This is a genomic window from Streptomyces durmitorensis (assembly GCF_023498005.1).
GTDB classification, from domain to species: domain Bacteria; phylum Actinomycetota; class Actinomycetes; order Streptomycetales; family Streptomycetaceae; genus Streptomyces; species Streptomyces durmitorensis.
In genome coordinates this window covers 7,183,870-7,198,881 of the sequence record NZ_CP097289.1, presented here as the reverse complement: position 1 = coordinate 7,198,881, position 15,012 = coordinate 7,183,870, and the positions used below count along the sequence as shown (strand labels likewise).

The window sequence follows — 15,012 nt, the reverse complement described above, 5'->3', positions numbered from 1 at the left end:
ACAGCTTCCCGTATTCTTCTGCCCGCTTTCCGGAGACCTAAACACTAAGGTTTCGTCAGCGCCAAGTCTCACAATTCGGACAGGCTTCGTGGGAGTTACGGTTCTGTGACGTACTCCACATCGCGCCCGGTATGTGGCCTATGAGCCCAGCAAATCAGGCCATATCGCCGGGGATTCCTGCGGGCGCGCACCCCCGCGTGATAACACATGAGGCGCTCTTACGTAACCCCTCCCGCCGATGCAATTAAAGAAATTGCTCGGTAAATTCAATCCGCATGACCGCTGCACAAGCCGATCTACCGACCGACCTGCAAGCGAATTCCCTGGAAATGCCCGAGGGGTTGCGCCTCGACACCCCCGACGTCGCCGACGGCGCCGCAATCTGGCGGATCGCCCGCGACTCGAAGGTGTTGGACCTCAACTCCTCGTACAGCTACCTGCTGTGGTGCCGCGACTTCGCGGCGACCTCCGTGGTGGCCAGGGACGCGAACGGTGAGCCCGCCGGGTTCATCACCGGCTACATCCGGCCCGAGCGGCCGCGCACCCTGGTGGTCTGGCAGGTGGCCGTCGACCAGGCGCACCGAGGCCGCGGCCTTGCCGGTGCGCTGCTCGACGGTCTCACCGCCAAGGTCGCCGCCGACCGGGAGCTGGTCTCGGTCGAGACGACCATCACGCCGGACAACACCCCGTCCGAGCGGCTCTTCACCTCATACGCACAGCGCCACGGCGCGTCGGTCGAGCGCACGGTGCTCTTCGACGCGGGGCTGTTCCCCGACGAGGGGCACCTGCCCGAGGTCCTGTTCCTCATAGAGCCGATCACCGAGACCGGGACAGCCGCGCGGATCGAGCCGGCCGAGCCGGTCGGCTGAGTTCCGCCGTTCCCCCCACGAACCACCTGTCACCCCCCACCTCCCAAGTCTTTCCATCTCCCAGGAGATCTGCTGTGACCATCACCCAGCCCGACCTGAGCGTCTTCGAGACCCTGGAGTCGGAGGTGCGCAGCTACTGCCGCGGTTGGCCCACCATCTTCGACCGTGCGCAGGGCAGCCGCATGTTCGACGAGGACGGCCACTCGTACCTCGACTTCTTCGCCGGGGCCGGCTCGCTCAACTACGGCCACAACAACCCCGTCCTCAAACGCGCCCTGATCGACTACCTGGAGCGCGACAGCGTCGTCCATGGCCTCGACATGTCGACGACCGCCAAGCGCGCGTTCCTGGAGTCGTTCCAGAACATCATCCTGCGCCCGCGTGACCTGCCGTACAAGGTCATGTTCCCGGGCCCGACGGGCACCAACGCGGTCGAGTCCGCGCTGAAGCTGGCCCGCAAGGTCAAGGGCCGCGAGTCGATCGTGTCGTTCACGAACGCCTTCCACGGCATGTCGCTCGGCTCCCTCGCGGTGACCGGCAACGCCTTCAAGCGCGCCGGCGCCGGCATCCCGCTGGTGCACGGCACGCCGATGCCCTTCGACCGCTACCTCGAGGGCACGACCCCCGACTTCGTCTGGTTCGAGCGTCTGCTCGAGGACCAGGGCTCCGGCCTCAACCAGCCCGCCGCCGTGATCGTCGAGACGGTCCAGGGCGAGGGCGGCATCAACGTCGCCCGCGCCGAGTGGCTGCGCAAGCTCGCCGACGTGTGCGAGCGCTGGGACATGCTCCTGATCGTCGACGACATCCAGATGGGCTGCGGCCGCACCGGCGCGTTCTTCTCCTTCGAGGAGGCGGGCATCACGCCGGACATCGTGACGGTGTCCAAGTCCATCAGCGGCTACGGCCTGCCGATGGCGCTGACGCTGTTCAAGCCCGAGCTGGACATCTGGGAGCCGGGCGAGCACAACGGCACCTTCCGCGGCAACAACCCCGCCTTCGTCACGGCCGCCGCCGCCCTGGAGACCTACTGGTCCGACGGCCCGGCCATGGAGAAGCAGACGCGCGCCCGCGGCGAGCAGGTCGAGGAGGCGTTCAAGGCGATCGTCGACGAGAACCCGGGCGCCATCAAGGAGTACCGCGGCCGCGGCCTGGTCTGGGGCATGGAGTTCCTGGACAAGGAGCGCGCGGGCGCCATCGCCAAGCGGGCCTTCGAACTCGGCCTGCTCATCGAGACCTCCGGCCCCGAGAGCGAGGTCGTCAAGCTCCTTCCGGCGCTGACGATCACCGCCGACGAGCTGGACGAAGGACTTCGCACGCTCGCCCGTGCGGTGCGCGAGACCGCCTGAGCGGTGCGGGAGGCCGCCGGGGCGCCGCACACGCGGCGCCCCGGCGGCCCTCGGGCCGCGTCCTCACCCCCGTAAGAGAAAAGGAACAAGTCACCGTGATCGTCCGTTCGTTCAAGGACATTGAAGGCACCGACCGGCACGTGAAGGCCGCTTCGGGAACCTGGGAGAGCAAGCGCATCGTCCTCGCCAAGGAGCGGGTGGGCTTCTCGGTCCACGAGACCATCCTGTACGCGGGTACGGAGACGTCGATGTGGTACGCCAACCACATCGAGGCCGTCGTGTGCACCAAGGGTGAGGCCGAGCTGACCGACGACACGACCGGCAAGAAGTACACGATCACTCCGGGGACCATGTACCTGCTCGACGGGAACGAGAAGCACACGATGCGGATCAAGGAGGACTTCCACTGCATCTGTGTCTTCAACCCGCCCGTCACCGGTCGTGAGGACCACGACGAGAACGGCGTGTACCCGCTGCTCACCGAGCCGGAACCGGCCTGATCTCCGACAGCGCACCGCAGGGCTGAAGCACGCCCCCTGAATCTCCCCCGCCGCCCTCTTCCTCTGGGCGGCGGGGGTGTACATCCCGGAAAGGGCCGTACGAGAGGAGAGGCAGGCAACACCATGACCACCGCACCCGAACGCACCGCCGACCTGTACCCGACGCGAGGCACCGAAGAGGTCCTCATCGAGCGCAAGGACCCCGTCGTGTGGTCCGAGCCGGGTACGCCGGGGCCCATCGTGGCCGAAGACCTGGCGGGGTTCGAACGGGACGGATTCCTGGCGATCGACCAGCTCATCACGCCCGACGAGGTGAGCGTCTACCACGCCGAGCTCGAGCGGTTGATCGATGACCCCACGATGCGGGCGGACGACCGGTCCATCGTGGAGCCGCGTTCCCAGGAAATTCGCACCATCTTTGAGGTGCACAAAATCAGCGAGCTGTTCGCGAAGCTCGCCGCCGATCCGAGGGTGGTGGGTCGGGCCCGGCAGATCCTGGGTTCCGACGTGTACATCCACCAGTCGCGGATCAACGTGAAGCCCGGTTTCGGTGCCTCGGGGTTCTACTGGCACTCGGACTTCGAGACCTGGCACGCCGAGGACGGCCTCGCGAACATGCGGACTGTCTCGGTCTCCATCGCGCTCACCAAGAATCACGACACCAACGGCGGCCTCATGATCATGCCGGGGTCGCACAAGACGTTCCTCGGCTGTGAAGGCGCGACGCCGAAGGACAATTACAAGCGTTCCCTGCAGATGCAGGACGCGGGCATTCCCTCGGACGGGACGCTGACCAGCCTCGCTTCGGAATACGGCATCCGGCTCTTCACCGGTGAGGCCGGCTCCGCGACCTGGTTCGACTGCAATGCCATGCACGGTTCGGGGGACAACATCACGCCGTTCCCGCGCAGCAACGTCTTCATCGTGTTCAACAGTGTGGAGAACACGGCGGTGGAGCCGTTCGCGGCGCCGATCCGGCGGCCGGATTACATTGGGGCTCGGGACTTCACTCCGGTGAAGTAAGCACTCTTGTATGAGAGTTGGCCCGGCACCTGGGGGTGCCGGGCCGAACTTGGTTCGTGGGCTCGGGGTTGCTCTGTGCGCTTACAGCGCCGGGTAGTCCGTGTAGCCCTTCTCCGTGCCGCCGTAGAACGTCGACGTGTCAGGCGTGTTGTACGGGCCTTCGACCTTGAGGCGGGCCGGCAGGTCGGGGTTGGCCAGGAACAGCGCGCCGAACGCGACGACGTCCGCGGTGCCGTCCTCGACGAGCGCGAGCGCGTCGGCCCCGGTGGGGCCCTCGGTCGCCGGGTTCAGGATGAAGGGTCCGTCGAAGCTCGCGCGCAGGGTGTTCACCAGGTCGCGGATCGGGCCCACCTCCATGACGTGCAGGTACGCCAGGTCCAGGGCGCTCAGCTCCTTCACCAGGGCGGTGTACGTCGCCTCGCGCTCGGCCTGGGGCTCGGAGATGTCGTTGAAGGGGTTGCCGGGCGAGAGGCGCAGGCCGGTGCGGGCGGCGCCGATCTCGGCGGCGACCGCCCTGGCGGTCTCGACCGCGAAGCGGATGCGGTTCTCCGGGGTGCCGCCCCATGCGTCGGTGCGACGGTTGGCGCCGGGGGCCAGGAACTGGTGGATCAAGTAGCCGCTGGCGCCGTGGAGTTCGACCCCGTCGAAGCCCGCGTCGATCGCGTTGCGGGCCGCGGCCGCGAAGTCTCCGATGGTGGCGCGGATCTCGTCGCCGGTCAGCTCGCGGGGCGTGACGAAGTCCTTCGGGCCATCCGCCGTGTACACCTGCCCCTTGGCGGCGACGGACGAGGGAGCCACGTTCACCAGGCCGTCGGGGAGCAGTGCGGGGTGGCCGATGCGGCCCGCGTGCATGATCTGCGCGAAGATCCTGCCGCCCGCTTCGTGGACGGCGGCGGTGACCTTGCGCCAGGACTCGATCTGTTCGGCGGAGTGCAGCCCCGGGGTGTCCGGGTAGCCCTGGCCGACGGCGGATGGCTGGATGCCCTCGGTGATGATCAGGCCGGCGGATGCGCGCTGGGCGTAGTACTCGGCGGTGAGCTCCGTGGCGGTGGCGCCCGCGCCTGCGCGGCTCCGGGTCATCGGGGCCATGGCGATGCGGTTGCCGAGCAGGGTGCCGGAGAGGTCGAGGGAGTCGAACGCGGTGGTCATCAGTGCCCCCCAGGGGAATGTAATTGGTCGGCCAATCAATCGGCCTGGCGTCACTGTAACTCATTCATTGGCCGACCAAGCTAATCTGGAGGAACGCATCCGCGCAGGTGCGTTCCTGCGCACCTGCCGACCGACCTGGACCGAGGAGTCCCGATGAAGGCTTCGGCCGACCCCGCCTGTACCGAGCTCCCCACCGCGGCGCGGCGGGGTCCCGTCAGCCACACCGTGAGCCGGGTGGCCCGGCTGCACCGGATCGCGGCGGGCAAGGTCCTGAAGGGGCTCGGGCTCTACCCCGGTCAGGAGTTCCTGATGATGTACCTCTGGGACGAGGGGGCCGTACGCCAGTCGGAGCTCATCAAGGCGGTCGACCTGGACCCGTCGACGGTCACGAAGATGCTGCAGCGCCTGGAGCAGGCGGGCCACGTACGACGCCGCCAGGACCCGGACGACCGCCGCGCGGTCCTGGTCGAGGCCACGGACGCGAGCTGCGGGCTGCTGGCGGAGGTGGAGGTGGCGTGGGGGGAGCTGGAGGAGCGCACGCTGGCGGGGATGGACGAGGGCGAGCGACGGGAGTTGGCGCGGCTGCTGGGGCGGGTGGAGGCGAACTTGTGCGGGGAGGCGGGGGGCGCCTAGCGGGCGGGTGCGCCTAGGGGCGGGTGCGGTGCGGGGCTGCCTTGAGGGCGGGGCCGCGCCGGTATGTCCGTCCTCGCCATCGTCCGGTGGCCGTGGGGCTGCTGCGGCGAGGGAGTGCCGCGAACCGTGCTCCGGGCGGACATACCGGCACGTCCCCTCGCGTCTCGATGCCGACTGCGCGCCGTCGTCCCGCCCCTTCCTGCATGCGAGGGTGCTGCGGGCAATGGGGTGGGCGGGAAAGCCTGTTCGTGGCTGTCGAAGCCGCGGGGTGAACGGGTGGGTGGGCGGGAGAGGTCCGTTCGGGCAGCGGGAGCCGCAGGGTCAGAGCCAGGCCAGGGACGCCGCCCGCGTCAGGACCCGACCCGCGGCGGCCTCACTGCCGGAGATTCCCCTGGGGACAACCGCGGGGTCCACCCTGCCGCCCATGAGCAGGCAGAAGTCCACCGGGTCAAGGACCAGCTCCGCGCTCACCGGCTCCGCACCGCTGCCCAGGATCCACGACACCTCGCCGCCCTCCCCCGAGACGGTCAGCGCGACGTCCGGCGCCTTGGAACCCATGGCCAGCTCCAGGATCCGTACCGCAAGGCGCACCATCTGCCACAGGTGGGCGGTGCGGGGCGGCGGGACCGGCATGTCCAGGGCCCTGCCGATGTCGTCCGTGTGCACCCACGCCTCGAACGCCCGGACCAGGAAGTGGTCGGCGAGCGGAAGCCGGGCGCCCATCAACATCGTGGCCCGTCCGGCCAGTTCGGGGTCGTGCGCCTCCGGGGAGGACAGGAGCGCGGTCGCCTGGTTCCGCCAGGACTCGATCGTCTCCGCCGGGCTCCGGACCCGCTCCCGGGCCAAGACCTCCTCCGTACGCGCCGCCCACGCCACCCGCCACGGAGTCCCGTCCGCCCCGTCCCACGCCGAAGGCGCCCGCAGGCCAAGACGCACGGCAAGCGGCTCGTCCGCGGCCAGCAGGTGCGCCACCGTGTCGTGGACGTCCCAGTCGTGCACGACCGGGGTCCCCCAGGCCTCGCGCTCCGCCAACTCGCCCAGGAGCGCCTGGAGTCCGGCCACGGCGGCAGCGTATGGCGCGGCGTGCGCGGCCGTGCGGGAAGCCGCCGGGCGGGTGCGCAGGGCGAGGGCGAGGCCCCGCTCGGCGGGAGCGGGCCCAGGGCCGGGGTCGGCCAGGGGCGGGCCGCCCAGATCCCGCACCGTCGCCCGCAGGCGCCCCGCCTCCGCCGCGCACCGGTCGCAGTCGGCCAGATGCGGGGTGACCGTCCGCTCGTCGCCCGGCATGAGCGCGCCGACGGCCCAGGCCCCGAGAAGTTCACGTACGGCTTCGTGATCCGTGGTCATCACGCGCCTCTTTCGCCTGGAGCGTCGGCAAGTGCCGGGCCGGGTGGATCGGTTGGATCAGGTGGATCGGTTGGATCAGGTGGGTCGGGTGATTCGGTCAGGGCTTCGGCCAGTCTGCGCAAGGCCGCCCGTAAGCGGGTCTTCGCCGTCCCCTCGGGGATGCCGAGTTCCAGCGCCGCCTGGCGGTAGGTGCAGCCCGCGAAGTACGCCAGGTGCACCACCTGGCGCTGCGGGAGCGGCAGCCGCGCCAGGGCGGAGTGCAGGAGCAGGGAACGTTCTCGTGCCATGACCACGTCTTCCGGGGGCGGATCCGGGGTGGGGATCGTGTGCAGGGTCGCGTCGTCGGCATGGGCCGCCTTGCGGTGGCGCTCCTCCCCGCGTACCCAGTCCACCGCCCGCCGATGCGCCAGCATGCACAGCCAGGTGCGCAGACTGCCCCGCCGCGCGTCGAACGCGTAGGGCCTGGACCAGAGATGGGCGAAGACCTCCTGGGCGACGTCCTCCGCGGCGGCGGGGCTGCGGGTGACGCGCCCCGCGACGCGGTGCACGAGGGGGCCGTACGTGTCGTAGGCCTCGGCGAGAGCCGTCTCGTCGCCGTACACCAGGCGCCGGTGCAGGTCGGAGTCCCTCATGGGCTGCTGAGCCACTGACACCACCGCCTCGTGAGGCCACCCCGTCCTGCCTTCCTAGTGCCCCGCCGCCCGGCGCGCCAGTGTTCAGCCGGAGAGCACGTCGAGGATCCGGTCCACGTCCGCCTCCGTGTTGTACAGATGGAACGAGGCTCGCAGGTGACCCGCCCGTGCGGAGGCGAAGATCCCGGCCCGGCTCAACTCGGGCTCCCTGTCGGCGAGTCCGGGGACGGACACGATGGGCGAGGCGCCGGGCACCGGCACGTGGCCGAGCTCGGCGAGTCCCGCGCGGTAGCGGGCCGCGAGCGCCGTGTCGTGGGCGTGGACCGCTTCGACGCCGGTCTCCTCCAGGTAGCCGAGGGACGCCGCCGCGCCGTGGTAGGCGAGGAACGCGGGGGGTTCGTCGTAGCGGCGGGCGTCGGGGGACAGTTCCGAGAGCGGGCCGTACGTGGAGTTCCAGGAGTCCGCCGACGCGAGCCAGCCGCCGTGCAGCGGGACGAGGGACTCCTGCGCCTCCTCGCTCACCGTCAGGAACGACGTGCCGCGCGGGCAGAGCAGCCACTTGAAGGCGCCGGTGACGGTGTAGTCGTACAGACTCGCGTCGAAGGGCAGCCAGCCCGCGGCCTGCGTGGCGTCGTTGAGGGTGCGGGCGCCGTGGGCGGCGGCGGCCTCGCGCACCGCCGTGTCGTCGGCGATACGGCCGTCGGCCGACTGCACGACGGAGTACACGACGAGCGCCGTGGTGGGGCGGATCGCCTCGGCGAGGCTCTCGAACGGCGTATAGCGGATCTTGAGGTCGCCGCGCACCACGAAGGGGTTGATGATCGAGCTGAAGTCCCCCTCGGGGAAGAGGACTTCGGATCCCGGCCGCTGCGCGGCGGCGATCAGCCCGGCGTGGACGGCGACCGAGCCGCCATGGGCCACGCGCGCGTGCGGCACGCCCACGAGCCGTGCGAAGGACTCGCGGGCGGCCTGCACGATCCCGAAGTCGCCGGAGCCGCCGCGTCTGCCCGCGCCGTTCTCGGTCGCGAGGCTCTGGATGGCCTCGACGGCGCGTGCGGGCAGCAGGCCGCAGCTCGCGGTGTTCAGGTACGTCGACGTGGGCGCGAACTCGGCGCCGTTGATGATCCCCATGGGATCAACTCTCGCGCCCCGGCGCACCCACGTCCATCGCCTGTGCGTGGAGGCGGCCGTTCAGCGGCGCTCAGGCGTCGTCGCCCGCGGCCTGCGGGACCGCGCAGCCGTCAGGACCGCAGGCGTCGCCGTCGCCGCCGTCCGCGAGGGTGGTGAGCGGCGAGCGACTGCCCCACGCCTGCTCAAGGGCCTGCGTGAAGACGTCGGCGGGCTGTGCGCCGGAGACGCCGTACTTGCGGTCGAGGACGAAGAACGGCACGCCGTTCGCGCCGAGTTCGGCGGCCTCGCGCTCGTCGGTGCGTACGTCGTCGGCGTAGCGGGACGGGTCGGCGAGCACCGCGCGGGCCTCGTCCGCATCGAGGCCGGCCGCGACCGCGAGCTCCACGAGGCGCTCGTCGTCGTCGAAGACGGAGCGCTCCTCGGCGAAGTTGGCGCGGTAGAGGAGCCCGAGCAGCGCGTCCTGGCGGCCCTGCTCCTTGGCGAAGTGCAGGAGGCGGTGCATGTCGAAGGTGCTGCCGTGGTCGCGGCCCTCGGTGAGGTAGTCGAGGCCTTCGGAGGAGGCGTTCACGCCGAGGTTCCGCTCGGCCTCCTGGGCCTGCTCCTCGCTCATGCCGTACTTCTTGGCGAGCATCGGGATCACGAGCCCGCTGTCGCCCTTGGCGCGCGAGGGGTCGAGCTCGAAGGAGCGGTGCACCACCTCGACGTCGTCGCGGTGCGGGAAGGCGGCGAGTGCCTTCTCGAAGCGGGCCTTGCCCACGTAGCACCAGGGGCAGGCGATGTCGCTCCAGATCTCGACGCGCATGTGACTAGCTCTCTTCAGGTCGAACGGTAGTGCGGAGGATCCCTCCGGTCAGTTGAACAACGTACGACCTGCCACGCTCATTCCCCGGCCGTCAGGGCCAAGCGCATCCGCAGGTGCGTGCCCGCGCCCTCGCCCGGCTCCGCGGGCCGCCAGCCGTGGCGGACGTAGAAGGCCTGGGCGCGCCGGTTCTCCCGGTGGACGTCCAGCGTGGCCCTCCGGATGCCGTCGGCCCGCCACTCCTCCACGCACGCTTCGTGCAGGGCCGCGCCGACCCCCGCGCGCCAGTGGCCGGGGTCGACGTGGAACTGGAAGAGCGCCACGGTGTCCGCCGCCTCGCCCTCGGGCGTACGGAAGGACGCGACGCCCACGATCCGGCCCTCGCGGACCGCGCACAGCACGTGCCCGGCACGGCGCTCGACGGCTCCCCGCCACATCGCCGTGCCGTCGACTCCTTCGTCCGGCAGCCCCTCGGGGTAGTACGTGGCGCGGGCGCGGGCGTGCAGGGCCGCGAGGGCCGGGGCGTCGGCGGTGAGGGCGGTGCGTATGACGGTCGGCATCACGGTCCGCATCGTCGTGGGAAGTGCTGAGTGGATCACGCTGCGACAGACGCGTTCCGGGAGCTTTGGGTTCCAACGCGGCTGAACTGGGCGCGGTAGGCGCTCGGCGTGAGCCCGGTGCGGCGCACCAGGTGGCCGCGGAGCGAGTCGGCGGTGCCGAGCCCGCAGGCCTGCGCCACCTGGTCCATGGAGAGCGAGGTCGTCTCCAGGAGCTCCTTGGCCCGCTCGATGCGCTGGTGGAGGAGCCACTGCAGCGGGCTCACCCCGCTCTCGGCGTGGAAGCGCCGGGTGAGCGTGCGCACGCTGACGCCCGCCTGCCGGGCGAGGTCGGTGAGCGTGAGCGGCTCGTCGAGGTGGCGCATGGCCCAGCCCCGGGTGTCGGCGCAGGCGTTGCCGCGCTCGGGCGGGAGCGGGGTCTGGGTGAACTGGGTCTGACCGCCGGGGCGTACGGGGGCGACGAGCGCGGCCCTGGCCACCTGGTTGGCGACGGCCGCTCCGTAGTCGGTGCGGATGATGTGCAGGCACAGGTCGATCCCGGCGGCGTACCCGGAGGACGTCATGACCTGCCCGTCCTCCACGTAGAGGACGTCTCCCTTGAGGTCGAGCGACGGATAGCGGCTGCGCAGCTCCTCGGCGAGCTGCCAGTACGTGGTCGCGCTGCGCCCGTCGAGCAGTCCCGCCTCCGCGAGCACGAAGGCGCCGCTGCAGATGGAGGCGATGCGCTTGCCCGCGTCGGCGGCCTCGCGGACGGCGGCGACGGTCCGCGGGTCGGGTGCGTAGCGGTGTCCGGTGCCCGCGACGAGGAGGGTGTCGGCCTCGCGCACGGCGTCGAGCCCGTGCTCCACGTGGAGGCTGAGCCCGCCGGTGGTGGCGATGGTGCCGGGCTGCGGGGTGCAGACGACCACCTCGTAGCCGGGTCCGCCCGCCACCTCGACCTTGTCGAGGAGCATCTCGGGGACCGCGAGGTTGAACATCGACACAGGTGAGGGCGCGATGACGGCGACGCGGTGCGGCCGGTGGGACGGGCGGGCGGACTTCGGGCGGGGCATGGCCAGAACCTCCGGAGGTATGGCATTCAGGCCACTACTGTAGCCGCGCTCCGGTCAGCAGACTCATGGACATGGCAACGAACTCCCTCACCGAAGGCTCCCGCGATCCGGGGCACTTGACGCGGCCGCTCCCGGCTCCGGGCTCACCCCGCAAGGGCCGCACCTCCCCCGGACTCACCCTCACCGCCGCCATGCTCGGCTTCGCCCTGATCACGCTCGACGCCTCCGTCGTGAACGTGGCGCTGCCCGCGATCGGTGACTCCCTGGGCGGCGGCATGTCCGGGCTCCAGTGGGTCGTGGACGCCTACACCCTGGCCTTCGCCGCCCTGATGCTCTCCACCGGCGCGCTCTCCGACCGGATCGGCGCGACCCGGGCGTACGCGATCGGCATCGCGGTGTTCACGGCCGCATCGGTGGCGTGCGGCCTCGCGCCTTCGCTGCCGGTGCTGATCGGCGCGCGGGTGGTGCAGGGCGTGGCGGCCGCCGTGGTCCTGCCCGCCTCGCTCTCCCTCGTACGCCAGGCCTACTCGGACGCCGCCAAGCGGGCGCGCGCGGTGGCCATGTGGGCGGCGGGCGGTTCGGTGGCGGTGGCGCTCGGCCCGGTCGCCGGCGGCGCGCTGACCACCGCGTGGGACTGGAGCGGCATCTTCTTCATCAACGTCCCCCTGGGGGCGGTGGCGTTGGTGCTCCTGCTGCGGGCGCCGCGCTCTGAGCGGCGGCCCGCGCCGCTGGACGTGCCGGGGCAGTTGCTCGCGGTCCTGACGCTGACGGCAGTGACCTTCGCGGTCATCGAGGGCGGTACGACGGGTCTGATCGCCCTGGCCGTCGCGGTGGCGGCGGGTGCGGCGTTCCTGCGGACGGAGGCGCGGCAGCCGCATCCGGTGGTGCCGCTCGGGCTCTTCCGCGACCGGACGGTCGCGATCACCGTCGCGGCCGGGGCCGCGTGCAGCGTCGCCTTCTACGGTCTCGTCTTCGTCTTCAGCCTCTTCTTCCAGGAGGTGCAGGGGCGTTCGGCGCTGTGGGCCGGGCTGATGTTCCTGCCGATGACGGGGCTCATCGCGGTGACGAACGTCTTCGCGGGGAAGCTGGCGGCGCGGGTGGGCCCGCGGACACCGATGCTGGCGGGGCAGTCGCTTGCCGTGCTGGGGCTGCTCGCACTGCTCTTCACCGACGCGTCGACGCCGGCGCTCGCCCTGGCGTTCCTCATGGTGCCGCTGGCACTGGGCTGCGCCCTGACGATCCCGCCGCTCACGGCGGCGATGATGGAGGCGGTCCCCGCGGACCGGGCGGGCCTGGCCGCGGGGGTCCTCAACTCGGCCCGCCAGGTGTCGGGCGGCCTGGGGATCGCGGCCTTCGGGGGGCTGGTGGCGGGGGACTTCGTTGCCGGGATGCGGGTCAGTCTGCTGATCGCGGCGGGGCTGTTGGCGGTCTCGGGGGTGGCGACGCTGGGGCTGCGGCGGGGGCGCTGATTTTCCCCGACCCCGCCCCTTCCCGAAAACCCGCTCTGGCGCGGGGGCCTTGGTTACCGTCATCACCGGCTCCGCCGAGTTCGTCCTCAATCGCCGGACGGGCTGAAATTTCCCCGGCCCCGGCTGAAATCGCTCAGCCGGGGCCGGGGAAAGCTTTCAGCCCCTCCGGCGTTTGAGGAGCGGGGGTCTGGGGGCGGAGCCCCCCAGGAACGGCACGCCCCCCGCGGGGTACTAGGACCCGTCCCTCAGGCCCCGGGGCCAGTTCGGGCGGAATTCGAGCCCGTCGTACGTCACCACGCACCCCTCCCCCACCGGCGACTGCGCCATGAAGCCCACCAGGGCCGCGCCCGCCGTCTTCACCTCGCCCAGCGAGAAGATCCGGACGAACGTCCACCGCTTCCCGTCCGGTGAGGCGTGGAAGGCGAACGCCGAGCCCGTGCGGCTGATGCGGAGCCAGACGCTGCTGCCGTCCACCACGAAGGCGTTCGAGTCGTCGGAGCGGCCGCGGGTGACGACCGTGCAGACCGTCGCCTCGTCCGGCGACCGCTCCAGGCAGAGCTTCGCCCACTCCCGGTCGCCCACGTGCAGGTACAGCACGCCCGCGTCGAACGCCGCCGCGAAACCGACCGTCACCCGCGCGATCAGCTGGAAGTCCCCCTCGGGCGCGCCGAGGAGACGGGGCGCGTCCGACGCGGGGTCCAGCGCCTCGCCCGTCGGCGGCACGAAGCGGTCCTGCCGGGCGCCCGCCCAGCCGGTGAGCACGCCGTCCTCGTACGACCAGTTGCCGTCGGGGCCGTACGTGCGCAGGGAGAAGGGCAGTTCGGGGATGTCGACGTCCATGGGCGTCAGTGTTCCAGGCGCCCGTCGTAGCGACGCGGCAGCCCCAGGGGGTTGTCGTCCCGCAGCTCGGGCGGGAGCAGCGCGGCAGGCGTGTTCTGGTAGGCGACAGGACGCAGCCAGCGCTCGATCGCCGTACCGCCCACGGAGGTCGAGGTGGACGTCGTCGCCGGGTACGGACCGCCGTGGTGCTGCGCGGGCGCCACCGCGACCCCGGTCGGCCACCCGTTGACCAGCACGCGCCCGGCCAGCGGCGTCAGCTCGGCGATCAGCGCCGCGCCGCCGCCCTCGCCCGCGGCCTCCTCGGCCGACAGCTGCACCGTGGCCGTGAGGTTGCCGGGGAGGCGGGTGAGCACGTCGGTGATCTCCGCCTCGTTCTCGTAGCGCGCGACGACCGTCACCGGGCCGAAGCACTCCTCCAGGAGCAGGTCGTGCTCGCCCTCCTCGGCGAGCTTCGCCGCCGGGACCGTGAGGAAGCCCGCGCTGACCGTGTGCTCGCCGCCCGCGCCCGGCGTCACCGGCGCCTCCACGTCCGGCAGCTCGCCCCGCTCCCGCACGCCCGCCACGAAGTTGTCCCGCATCCGGTGGTCGAGGAGCACCCCGGCCTCGGTGTCGCTGACCGCCTCCGTCAGGGACTTGACGAACCGGTCGCCGCCCGCGCCCGCGGGCGCGAAGACCAGGCCGGGCTTGACGCAGAACTGGCCGACGCCGAGCGTCATCGAGCCCGCGAGGCCCGCTCCGATCTCCTCGGCACGCTCGACCGCGGCGGCCTCGGTCACGACGACCGGGTTGAGGGAGCCGAGCTCGCCGTGGAAGGGGATCGGCACGGGGCGGGCCGCCGCCGCGTCGAAGAGGGCACGGCCGCCGCGGATCGAGCCGGTGAAACCCGCGCCCGCGACCAGCGGGTGCCGTACGAGCTCCACGCCCGCGTCGAAGCCGTGCACGAGGCCGATGACGCCCTCGGGGATGTCGTGCAGGGCCGCGGCCCGCCGCAGCGTCGCCGCCACCAGCTCGGAGGTGGCCGGGTGGTCCGGGTGCGCCTTGACGACCACGGGGCAGCCCGCGGCGAGCGCGCTCGCGGTGTCGCCGCCGGGGACGGAGAAGGCGAAGGGGAAGTTGGACGCGGAGTAGACGGCCACGACGCCCAGCGGGATCTTGTAGCGCCGCAGGTCCGGGATGGGCGGCGTCGCGCTGCTGTCGGGGTGGTCGATCACGACGCCGAGGAACCCGCCCTCGTCGACCACGTCCGCGAAGGCCCGCAACTGGTAGCAGGTGCGGGCGAGTTCACCGGTGAGCCGGACGGGACCGAGCGCGGTCTCCGCGTCCGCGGCCTCCACCAGGTGATCCTTCGCCCCGTCGAGCAGTTCGGCCGCGGAGCGCAGGAAGGCGGCGCGTACGGTGCGGTCGGCGAGGGCGTCCTGGGCGGCCAGCGCGGCGCGTACCGCCTGGTCGACCTCTTGGGCTGTGGCCTCGACCGCAACCTGTTCGCGCTGCTTCCCGGTTCGGGGGTCGACACTCCAGACTGGTGCTGCTGCCACCGCGGGCTCCTCCAGAGGTGATGCCACAGATGTGCTCACAGATGTGCTGCCACCCACCTGGGCTGTTCGATATGCTGAACGCTGTCTCCGATGATGAATAGCGGAGACTTCGGAGACTATTTCTCGTCGAACT

At 71.5% G+C, this 15,012-nt stretch carries 15 protein-coding genes; 6 read left to right on the top strand and 9 right to left on the bottom strand.

Features of this window, described 5'->3' with window-relative positions:
- Window positions 1-275 precede the first annotated feature (275 nt).
- From ectA to thpD, 4 genes are all read left to right on the top strand, one after another.
- Window positions 276-869 (top strand): diaminobutyrate acetyltransferase, encoded by a 594-nt coding sequence (gene ectA / locus M4V62_RS32125; protein ID WP_249590691.1) that lies wholly within the window; start codon window positions 276-278, stop codon window positions 867-869.
- Window positions 870-943: 74 nt separating this feature from the next.
- Window positions 944-2,215: a diaminobutyrate--2-oxoglutarate transaminase gene (gene ectB / locus M4V62_RS32120; protein WP_249590690.1), complete on the top strand. Its 1,272-nt coding sequence runs from the start codon at window positions 944-946 to the stop codon at window positions 2,213-2,215.
- Window positions 2,216-2,310: 95 nt separating this feature from the next.
- A complete protein-coding gene (locus M4V62_RS32115; protein ID WP_249590689.1) occupies window positions 2,311-2,715 on the top strand; it encodes an ectoine synthase in 405 nt (134 codons plus the stop codon).
- Window positions 2,716-2,838: 123 nt separating this feature from the next.
- On the top strand, window positions 2,839-3,738 hold the full coding sequence (gene thpD, locus M4V62_RS32110) for an ectoine hydroxylase (RefSeq protein ID WP_249590688.1): 900 nt from the start codon (window positions 2,839-2,841) through the stop codon (window positions 3,736-3,738).
- An 81-nt stretch (window positions 3,739-3,819) separates the two neighbouring features.
- Here thpD and M4V62_RS32105 read toward each other — a convergent pair whose 3' ends face one another.
- Window positions 3,820-4,887 (bottom strand): alkene reductase, encoded by a 1,068-nt coding sequence (locus M4V62_RS32105; RefSeq protein ID WP_249590687.1) that lies wholly within the window; start codon window positions 4,885-4,887, stop codon window positions 3,820-3,822.
- A gap of 153 nt (window positions 4,888-5,040) precedes the next feature.
- On the opposite strand from M4V62_RS32105, the gene M4V62_RS32100 reads away from it, so the two are divergent.
- The gene (locus tag M4V62_RS32100) at window positions 5,041-5,520 is read left to right on the top strand and encodes a MarR family winged helix-turn-helix transcriptional regulator (protein ID WP_249590686.1); all 480 of its coding nucleotides are present in this window, start codon (window positions 5,041-5,043) and stop codon (window positions 5,518-5,520) included.
- A gap of 321 nt (window positions 5,521-5,841) precedes the next feature.
- On the opposite strand, the gene M4V62_RS32095 is transcribed toward M4V62_RS32100, so the two are convergent.
- The 6 genes from M4V62_RS32095 to M4V62_RS32070 all read right to left on the bottom strand — a co-directional run bounded on the left by M4V62_RS32095 (window position 5,842) and on the right by M4V62_RS32070 (window position 11,035).
- Window positions 5,842-6,864 carry a maleylpyruvate isomerase family mycothiol-dependent enzyme gene (locus M4V62_RS32095; RefSeq protein WP_249590685.1) on the bottom strand — a complete coding sequence of 341 codons (1,023 nt, stop codon included), beginning with the start codon at window positions 6,862-6,864 and terminating at the stop codon, window positions 5,842-5,844.
- Complete coding sequence (locus M4V62_RS32090) at window positions 6,864-7,496, bottom strand: sigma-70 family RNA polymerase sigma factor (protein WP_249593100.1); 633 nt, start codon at window positions 7,494-7,496, stop codon at window positions 6,864-6,866. Before M4V62_RS32090 ends, M4V62_RS32095 begins: the two co-directional genes overlap by 1 nt.
- Window positions 7,497-7,580: 84 nt before the next feature.
- On the bottom strand, window positions 7,581-8,627 hold the full coding sequence (locus tag M4V62_RS32085; RefSeq protein ID WP_249590684.1) for an aminotransferase class V-fold PLP-dependent enzyme: 1,047 nt from the start codon (window positions 8,625-8,627) through the stop codon (window positions 7,581-7,583).
- Between the two features lie 70 nt (window positions 8,628-8,697).
- Window positions 8,698-9,429, bottom strand: a complete 732-nt coding sequence (locus M4V62_RS32080; RefSeq protein WP_249590683.1) for a DsbA family oxidoreductase — start codon at window positions 9,427-9,429, stop codon at window positions 8,698-8,700.
- A gap of 77 nt (window positions 9,430-9,506) precedes the next feature.
- Window positions 9,507-9,986, bottom strand: coding sequence for a GNAT family N-acetyltransferase (locus M4V62_RS32075; RefSeq protein ID WP_249590682.1), 480 nt, complete (start codon window positions 9,984-9,986; stop codon window positions 9,507-9,509).
- A gap of 35 nt (window positions 9,987-10,021) precedes the next feature.
- The gene (locus M4V62_RS32070; RefSeq protein ID WP_249590681.1) at window positions 10,022-11,035 is read right to left on the bottom strand and encodes a GlxA family transcriptional regulator; all 1,014 of its coding nucleotides are present in this window, start codon (window positions 11,033-11,035) and stop codon (window positions 10,022-10,024) included.
- Between the two features lie 71 nt (window positions 11,036-11,106).
- On the opposite strand from M4V62_RS32070, the gene M4V62_RS32065 reads away from it, so the two are divergent.
- Window positions 11,107-12,504, top strand: coding sequence for an MFS transporter (locus tag M4V62_RS32065; protein WP_425575100.1), 1,398 nt, complete (start codon window positions 11,107-11,109; stop codon window positions 12,502-12,504).
- Between the two features lie 231 nt (window positions 12,505-12,735).
- Here the strand turns inward: M4V62_RS32065 and M4V62_RS32060 are convergent, their stop codons facing one another.
- Together M4V62_RS32060 and M4V62_RS32055 are read right to left on the bottom strand one after the other, a co-directional pair.
- Window positions 12,736-13,344, bottom strand: a complete 609-nt coding sequence (locus tag M4V62_RS32060) for a DUF1349 domain-containing protein (RefSeq protein WP_249590680.1) — start codon at window positions 13,342-13,344, stop codon at window positions 12,736-12,738.
- A 5-nt stretch (window positions 13,345-13,349) separates the two neighbouring features.
- Window positions 13,350-14,879 carry an aldehyde dehydrogenase (NADP(+)) gene (locus M4V62_RS32055; protein WP_249590679.1) on the bottom strand — a complete coding sequence of 510 codons (1,530 nt, stop codon included), beginning with the start codon at window positions 14,877-14,879 and terminating at the stop codon, window positions 13,350-13,352.
- Window positions 14,880-15,012 lie beyond the last annotated feature (133 nt).

Bases quoted from the DNA above. Each gene is read 5' to 3' on its own strand.
- M4V62_RS32085 (WP_249590684.1), bottom strand. From the start codon at position 8,627: ATGGGGATCATCAACGGCGCCGAGTTCGCGCCCACGTCGACGTACCTG.
- M4V62_RS32100 (WP_249590686.1), top strand. From the start codon at position 5,041: ATGAAGGCTTCGGCCGACCCCGCCTGTACCGAGCTCCCCACCGCGGCG.
- ectA (WP_249590691.1), top strand. From the start codon at position 276: ATGACCGCTGCACAAGCCGATCTACCGACCGACCTGCAAGCGAATTCC.
- M4V62_RS32070 (WP_249590681.1), bottom strand. From the start codon at position 11,035: ATGCCCCGCCCGAAGTCCGCCCGCCCGTCCCACCGGCCGCACCGCGTC.
- M4V62_RS32065 (WP_425575100.1), top strand. From the start codon at position 11,107: ATGGCAACGAACTCCCTCACCGAAGGCTCCCGCGATCCGGGGCACTTG.
- M4V62_RS32075 (WP_249590682.1), bottom strand. From the start codon at position 9,986: ATGCCGACCGTCATACGCACCGCCCTCACCGCCGACGCCCCGGCCCTC.
- M4V62_RS32090 (WP_249593100.1), bottom strand. From the start codon at position 7,496: ATGAGGGACTCCGACCTGCACCGGCGCCTGGTGTACGGCGACGAGACG.
- M4V62_RS32080 (WP_249590683.1), bottom strand. From the start codon at position 9,429: ATGCGCGTCGAGATCTGGAGCGACATCGCCTGCCCCTGGTGCTACGTG.
- M4V62_RS32060 (WP_249590680.1), bottom strand. From the start codon at position 13,344: ATGGACGTCGACATCCCCGAACTGCCCTTCTCCCTGCGCACGTACGGC.
- M4V62_RS32105 (WP_249590687.1), bottom strand. From the start codon at position 4,887: ATGACCACCGCGTTCGACTCCCTCGACCTCTCCGGCACCCTGCTCGGC.
- M4V62_RS32095 (WP_249590685.1), bottom strand. From the start codon at position 6,864: ATGACCACGGATCACGAAGCCGTACGTGAACTTCTCGGGGCCTGGGCC.
- thpD (WP_249590688.1), top strand. From the start codon at position 2,839: ATGACCACCGCACCCGAACGCACCGCCGACCTGTACCCGACGCGAGGC.